Annotated in this window: 1 protein-coding gene; it reads left to right on the forward strand. The window is 61.9% G+C overall.

The window, feature by feature from the left end; translation table 11 throughout:
• Positions 1-69 precede the first annotated feature (69 nt).
• Positions 70-506, forward strand: a 437-nt coding sequence (locus NKH95_RS33410) for a GDP-mannose 4,6-dehydratase (RefSeq protein WP_352894632.1), incomplete at its 3' end; no start/stop codon positions are given.

Raw genomic sequence — 506 nt, forward strand, 5'->3', positions numbered from 1 at the left:
CAAGACCCCGGGCGTCATCTACGACATCAAGGGTCTGTTCCCCAGGCATGTTACGGATGGGCGCTTCTGATGAGGGTTCTGGTCACCGGCGCGGCCGGCTTCATAGGGTATCACGTAGCCAAGCGGCTGCTGGAGCGCGGTGACGAGGTCGTCGGCATCGACAACGTCAACGACTACTACGATCCGCAGATCAAGGAGGCGAGGCTGCGGCTCCTGGACGAGGCGAGCCGCAAGACCAATGCCGGCTATCATTTCATCCGCGGCAATCTCGCCGACAAGAGCGTGGTCGACGCCTGCTTTGCCGACCATGCATTCGACCGGGTGATCCATCTCGCCGCCCAGGCCGGGGTTCGCTACAGCCTGGAAAACCCGCATGCCTATGTCGAAAGCAACATCATCGCCTACACCAACATGCTGGAGGCCTGCCGCAACAGCGCCGTCGCGCACCTGACCTATGCCAGCACGTCGAGTGTCTACGGCGCCAACACCGACATGCCGTTTTCCGA

This window comes from Mesorhizobium sp. M0848, assembly GCF_040319805.1.
In the GTDB taxonomy this organism is placed as follows: Bacteria; Pseudomonadota; Alphaproteobacteria; order Rhizobiales; family Rhizobiaceae; genus Mesorhizobium.